Source organism: Novipirellula sp. (assembly GCF_041583735.1).
GTDB lineage: Bacteria > Planctomycetota > Planctomycetia > Pirellulales > Pirellulaceae > Novipirellula.
On record NZ_JBFHFD010000463.1, the window covers coordinates 1 to 6,826 of the forward strand.

Annotated in this window: 4 protein-coding genes; 2 read left to right on the plus strand and 2 right to left on the minus strand. The window is 54.7% G+C overall.

Annotated elements, in window-relative coordinates:
* Together ABX962_RS25825 and ABX962_RS25830 are read left to right on the plus strand one after the other, a co-directional pair.
* The coding region (locus ABX962_RS25825) for a DUF1501 domain-containing protein (protein ID WP_372723653.1) at window positions 1-723 on the plus strand (723 nt) is incomplete at its 5' end.
* A gap of 143 nt (window positions 724-866) precedes the next feature.
* Window positions 867-3,095 carry an acetylxylan esterase gene (locus tag ABX962_RS25830; protein WP_372723654.1) on the plus strand — a complete coding sequence of 743 codons (2,229 nt, stop codon included), beginning with the start codon at window positions 867-869 and terminating at the stop codon, window positions 3,093-3,095.
* Between the two features lie 167 nt (window positions 3,096-3,262).
* Here the strand turns inward: ABX962_RS25830 and ABX962_RS25835 are convergent, their stop codons facing one another.
* Complete coding sequence (locus ABX962_RS25835) at window positions 3,263-4,189, minus strand: family 16 glycosylhydrolase (protein ID WP_372723656.1); 927 nt, start codon at window positions 4,187-4,189, stop codon at window positions 3,263-3,265.
* A gap of 51 nt (window positions 4,190-4,240) precedes the next feature.
* The coding region (locus tag ABX962_RS25840) for a hypothetical protein (RefSeq protein ID WP_372723658.1) at window positions 4,241-6,826 on the minus strand (2,586 nt) is incomplete at its 5' end.

The window sequence follows — 6,826 nt, forward strand, 5'->3', positions numbered from 1 at the left end:
ACTCGCTCGACACGGCGAACCCAATTGGATGATTTGGCGGCGCTAAATCAAATGAACTTGGATCGTCTTGGTGACCCCGAGATTGCCGCTCGGATCGCGCAGTATGAAATGGCGTACAAGATGCAGTCCTCGGTGCCTGAGTTGACCGACATGCGTGATGAACCGGCACATGTGCTGGAGATGTACGGACCGCAAGTTCACGAGAAAGGAAGCTTTGCCTACAACTGTTTGATGGCGCGTCGGTTGGCAGAGCGTGGTTGCCGGTTCATCCAACTGATGCACGCCGGTTGGGATCAACACACCAATTTGGACACGCAGCTCGAAATCCAATGTCAAGACACCGATGCGCCCTCGGCAGCGTTGGTCAAGGATCTGCAGCAACGCGGGCTGCTCGAAGACACGTTGGTGATTTGGGGAGGCGAGTTCGGACGGACTCCGTTCCAGCAAAATCGGCCGGGTGCCAATCGTGGCCGCGACCATCATCCCTATACCTTCTCGCTGTGGATGGCAGGGGGCGGCGTCAAACGAGGGTTCACGTACGGCGAGTCGGATGAGTTTGGATTCAACGTCGCCGACAACCCGGTCGAAGTGAACGACTTGCAAGCAACGATTTTGCATCTGCTGGGGATCGACCACGCCCGTTTCACTCACCGCTTCCAAGGGCTGGACCAGCGGTTGACGGGCGTCGAAGAAGCACGTGTGGTTCACGATCTATTGGCATAAGCCCAGGCCGAGCTCGATCGTCCACCTCAAAAACGGACACCGTGAACTCTATGCACTTTCGCTGGCTTCGCGATCTTCGTGTCGCGAAATCGGTTACAATGGGCGTCCGCTTCTACACCCTCCTTCCTGATTCGGAGCCCTCCGTGAAAGTCTCATTTCCACCGGTACGATCCCAAGTGCCGCTACTGTTTGTTGCAATTGGCTTCGTGGTTTGTGGTTCGTCCGCGTTGATCGCTGGCGATCCCACTCATCATCGTGTTCTTGACGCCGACGCCCGCCCTGATGATGTGCGGCTGAGCGAGCCGAAGGATCTGAATGGTTATTTTCCGTTTGAGGTGCCCGAATCGAGAGAAGCGTGGCAGCAGCGTCAGGCGGAATTGAAGCAACGGGTATTGGTAGCGACCGGTTTGTTCCCGATGCCCGAGAAAACGCCTCTTAACGCAGTGATTCACGGCAAAGTCGAGCGTGACGGTTTTACGGTCGAAAAGGTCTACTTCGAAAGCTTGCCCGGACATTTTGTTTCGGGACTATTGTTTCGGCCTGAGGGCGAAGTGACCCACAAGCGGCCTGCGGTCTTGTCGCCACACGGTCACGGCGGGCGACAGTACGACTACGGCGAAGCCAAGATGGACGAACTGATCAAATCGGGTGCCGAGCTGCATCGCGAATCGGGGCGTTTTCCCAAACTGGCTCGCTGCGCTCAACTTGCACGGATGGGCTGCGTCACGTTTATCTTTGACATGCTCGGCTACGTCGACAGTCACCAAATTTCGAAAGATCGTGCGCATGGGTATGCCAAGCACGACGCGGAATTAGAAGGCCGTGAAAACTATGGATTTTATTCCGCTCAAGCCGAAGGACGACTGCACAGCATTCTGGGTTTGCAAACGTGGAACTGTATCCGATCGCTTGATTTTTTGGAGAGTCTAGAGGATGTCGATCCGGCCCGCTTGGCGGTCACCGGTGGCAGCGGCGGCGGAACGCAGACGATTTTGATGGGAGCGATTGATGATCGGCACATCGTGGGTTTTCCCAATGGCATGGTGTCGACCAGCATGCAGGGAGGCTGTACCTGCGAAAACTGCAGCCTGCTTCGCATCGGTACCGGCAACGTCGAACTTGCCGCCTTGTTCGCCCCGCGTCCGCAAGCGATGACGGCGGCCAATGATTGGACCAAAGAGATGATGACGAAAGGTTATCCGCAACTTCGTGAGCTGTATGCGATGCTTGGCGTGGCCGGGGACGTGTACTGTGAACCGATGTTGCAATTTCCTCACAATTACAACGCGGTCTCTCGCAGTGTGATGTATTCGTGGATGAACAAATATCTCGACCTCGGATTAGAGGAACCGATCCAAGAACTCGATTGGAAACCGCTTACACCCGAGGAGTACACCGTTTGGAACGACAGCCACCCAGCCCCCAAAGGCGGTGACGATTACGAACGCAAATTGCTTCAGCAGTTGAACGAGCGAGATCTCGCTGTGTTGTCAAACCATTCGCCCACGGGGGATCGTGAAACGCAGTCCTACCTCGCCACGGTCCGCTCGGCATGGCAGACCTTGATCGGACGAGAGCTGCCCAAGGCTTCGGAAATCAAGCGAACCAAGGTCTGGAAAGAGCCACGCGAGCAGTACATCGAGTTTGGTGATCTGATCACGCTGACCGACAAAGGCGAACAATTGCCCATCGTTTCGGTCTACCCAAAGTCGGATAAATGGAACAAGCAAGTCGTGTTGTGGGTCGATGGCCAGGGCAAATCGGGAATGTTTCCCGGTGGCAAGCCTGATCCTGGTTTGCTGAAGTTGGTCGAGGCAGGTTTTGCGGTGGTCGCCGCCGATTTGTATGGTCAGGGCGAATTCACAAGCGAGGCGGATTCGCTAACCGAGAATCCGGCGGTTAAGAATCCGCGTCCGTTTGCGGGATACACCTACGGTTACAACGACACCGTGTTTGCTCGCCGCGTTCACGACATCCTGAGTGTCACGGCATGGATTCGCAGCGACGATCACGAACCCAAGTCGCTACATGTGCTAGGGGTCAATGGAGGCGGCCCGCTGGTTGCCGCGGCTCGAGTGATTGCCGGAGCGAAGATGGATCGCGTTGCAATCGACACCGAAGGGTTTCGGTTTGAAATGCTCAATGATTGGCGGCACGTGAATTTTCTGCCTGGAGCGATCAAGTATGGCGACCTGCCCACGCTGTTGGCTTTGTCGGCACCGAACCCGCTGTGGATCGGCGGCGAGAAATCGATTCCTGCGATCGTGACCACGGCCTTTCACACGCTTGGAGCTCCGGAGTCGGTAACACTCGGCTCACCGAACGCCGATTCGACCACGGCCGCCATCGATTGGATCCGGCAATCACGATAGCCGGACATTTATGACGTAGCGAAACTCGAGGCCATTCTTTTTTACGCACCAGCGGAACCTGACGCACAATCTTGTAGCTACGCTCGCCAGAGCGTGGATGGTTGCAAACGCAATAAAAACAAAATGCGTCGTCATCCTTGGCGACGCGTTTTTCTTGTCGGTTCTTGCTATTGGTAAACCCGTACGTAGTCGACCAACATCCTTGCCGGAAATGGAGTGGAATCATTTGGGGGACCAAGGAAATTGCCTCCGACCGCGACGTTCAAAAGCAAGTGAAATTCTTGGTCAAACGGCGCCGGGAATTCACCACCGGTGCTGCTCCATTTGGTTTGCGTTTGGTATTTCTTGCCATCGATTAGCCAATCGATTTGGCCCGGTTTCCAAACGACAGAAAAGGTATGGAAATCGTCGGCGAAAGTTCCGCTCTGCAGTTTGTACTTGTCGCCGCTGTATGCATTGCGTGGCCAAGCATCGCCGTAGTGCAACGTGCCTAAGACTTGATCGGGCTCTTGTCCTTTCATTTCCATGATGTCGATCTCACCGCTGGCAGCCCAGCCGCCGTAGGCGTCGTCGGTGGGCAGCATCCAAATCGCCGACCAAATTCCGGCTCCCTCGGGAAGTTTCGCCCGCACATCGATGCGGCCGTATTTCCAATCGCCGCGATGTTTGGTCCGCACGCGTCCCGATGAATACTCACGCTCGGTACCACTGATTCCCGCGTTGTCTTTGCGAGCTTCGATTACCAGATGGCCATCTTCGACGCGGACGTTTTCCGAGCGGTCAGTGTAAATTTGCAGCTCGCTATTGCCGCCTCCAAACGCGTTGACTTCGACTCCCCACTTGCAGTAGTCCAGCGAGTCGCCATCGAATTCGTCTTGCCACACCAGCTTCATCGCGGGATCGGCCGCCGTGGTGGTTTTGTCCTGTGCAACCAGCGGACTCGCCGTAAAACCAATCCATCCCATGCAAAGGGCGACACACAATAGCCGATGGATGGCCGAGGCTTGCGGAACGTGTCTGCCGAAGCACGCGGGAATCCGCGACGGATGGATTGGGTTTTGCTGAATTGCCAGGTAAAAGTTTTGTGAATTCATGTTTTCACTTTCGTTGTGGGTTTGGAAAGAACGAGGTAAACGGGTCGGGGATCAGGAATGCGGAGTAAAGTTGACTTCGATGCGGGTGATTTCACCGAGACGACGAAACAAAATGTCCGTTTCGCAGGCTGTCATCTGTAGCGAGTCGCGGAGCACACTTGGCTGTTCCGCATAATGGATGCTTAACTTTTCACGGTCGCTCGAACGATAAATAATCGGCACTTGGCACAGTGTCATCGCAAAACAGCCTGCGGAAACGGGTAGTGTGATGCACCGCCGATGAACATCGAAATAGACCAGTTCGCTGTCGGTTAAAAGCAGTTCGCTGGCTTCGAAAAAGACGGGGGCAAAGCCGAGTCGTCCTTGCTCGATCTGGATGCCAAGTTCGTCCCAGCGAGCTAGGATGTCCTCTTTGACTTGCCCCGTCATTCCCGGTTGTTGGACACCCGCGGCATACGGAGTGTGCGAATAGGGATCTGAAGGGAAACCGCCATATTGCAGCGGAGTTTTGGTGAGTCCGATGCCGTCACGGATTTCTCGATAGTGCTGGTGAAGTTGCTCGAGTACGTCTGCGTCGGATCGTTGCGGCATCTTGTGCGCTTGCCAACACTGCTCCATCACCGCCAAGGCGAGTTTGGAAACCATGTGCCAATAGATGGACCCGAGTCCCTCGTAGCCGAAAAAGGTGCCGGAGCGACCGGTGAAGTGACGATGGCCAAAGGTTTGCTCAAAAATTTCGTTTAGCAGTGACCGGTCTTGACGTGCCAAGTCGCCATGTTGCGGGTGCTGCTGTAATCGGTCCAATGCATGGTTTAGGTCCGCTGCATTGCGAAAGTGGCTATTGAAATGCAAATCGCCATGGATGTCTTGCCGCACAATCGCGTCGTTCTTGTCGGCGAGCAAGCTTTTTAACAGGGCTGAACGTGAAGCATTTTTCGGGCAGATTCGGTTTTTTTCCAGGAATCTTGGTAACTCGCGATCGGGATACAGCATGTAACTTTGCTGGTCTTCGCGGTAGATTTTGCTGGCCCGCAATGCGTCGAGCACTTTGAGCGATTCCGCCGGTGACAACAATCCACAACTGAGCACCGCAACTTGGCCTTCGAGCATTTCGTACAAATGGGAAAGCGGCGCTGCGTCGCTTTCAAGGTGCATCAAGTTATAGGAATGGTACAAGCCATCGTCGCGGCGGTTGCTGCGAATTGTGTGATCGATCATTGTGAGTGCTTGTTGAAACAGATCAACCAGCGACGCCAAAGCCACCTCTTCTTGTTCGTCGCAAATCGCACCGCTATACACCTGGTCGCGATATCTCTCTCCCACGATCGACAACGCATCGAGGATTTGTTTGCGGCGATCGTCCGGAATCGCTCCATCGAATGCTTCGGCATGCTGCTGCAAAACCTGTTGGATTCCCTCGGCCAATTGGCACACCGATTGGGAGATCCGTGTCGTTTCGGGCAGCCCATCGACGGGACTGGTGAACCAATCGATTAGAAACGTCAGATAGCGGCGAAGGTAACACGCCGTGACCACCGACAATCCTCGGCCGACCAATGCATTGTTGGCGTCATTCCACTCGGGACGCTGGGTATTTAGCCAAACGCCTCCTTCAGGAACAAAATTCGTCAACTTGGTGAGCGCCGGGACTAGCAGCTTTTCAATCAGCCCCACGTGATAGGGTTCGCCATCGTCGCCCCAAAGTAGTTTGCCATCGCTTCCGATGGATTTGACACGTTGGTTGATTTCGGCCGCATGTTCAAAATCAAAATCGATCGTGGATTGAGGATCACGACAAATTTGTTCATACGGTCGGATACGGTATGGTATATCCGCATACGTGCAGTAGGGGTGTAGCAAACATGCGTTCAACTGGGCCGGCGTCATTGCCCGGCAACGTTCGAGCAGTTTCAGCAAGTAGATGATTTGATGGTCGCCCCAATATCCAATGTTCGCCCAAGGATCATGAGGATCAGGGACCTCCCATTCAAAACCGTCCTTGGTGATGCGGTAGGGGTTGTAGCCGTCGGCGGTCGATGCGTTGACAAAGCGAAGCACCATGCTGGTAGCGAAATGAGGATACGCGACCGCGAGTGCTTCCCAGTTTTGAAAAATGTCTCGCCAATTGCCTTCGTAACTCAATTTCTCCGATCCGTCTTCGGATCGAACGTCGATTGAGTAGGTGTTCCAGGGCCGGGTGGGGTCACCGTGCCGACGGCTAAAGTACAGCGGCAAGTATTCTGAAGCGATGCGGATCAGATCGGGATCATTGCTTTCCGCGATTCGCAAACTCAATTCGTCCATGCAGATCGACTTCGGCAAATTGTCCCATAAGGTCGCATTACGCTGTTCCGCGAAGCGGTTCGCACCTCGCACGTGGGCATGGAAGTCGGTGGTGTTGATTTCGTATCCATGCGCCGGAAGTCCGCCCCGCATCACATTGAATAATACGTTGGATTGATGTCGCTGGATTCGCAGCTGGTCTGCCCCGAGCTGACGACCATCCGCCGCCGACAAGATTTTCAGGAGTTGCGTTTCGTTGGCCGACGTGTCTTGTTCCAACGCGTCGCCGATATCTCCACCGGCGGTCAGGTGGTGTTGCAGTTTGATAACGTCGCAGTGGTCATTGTTCAGATC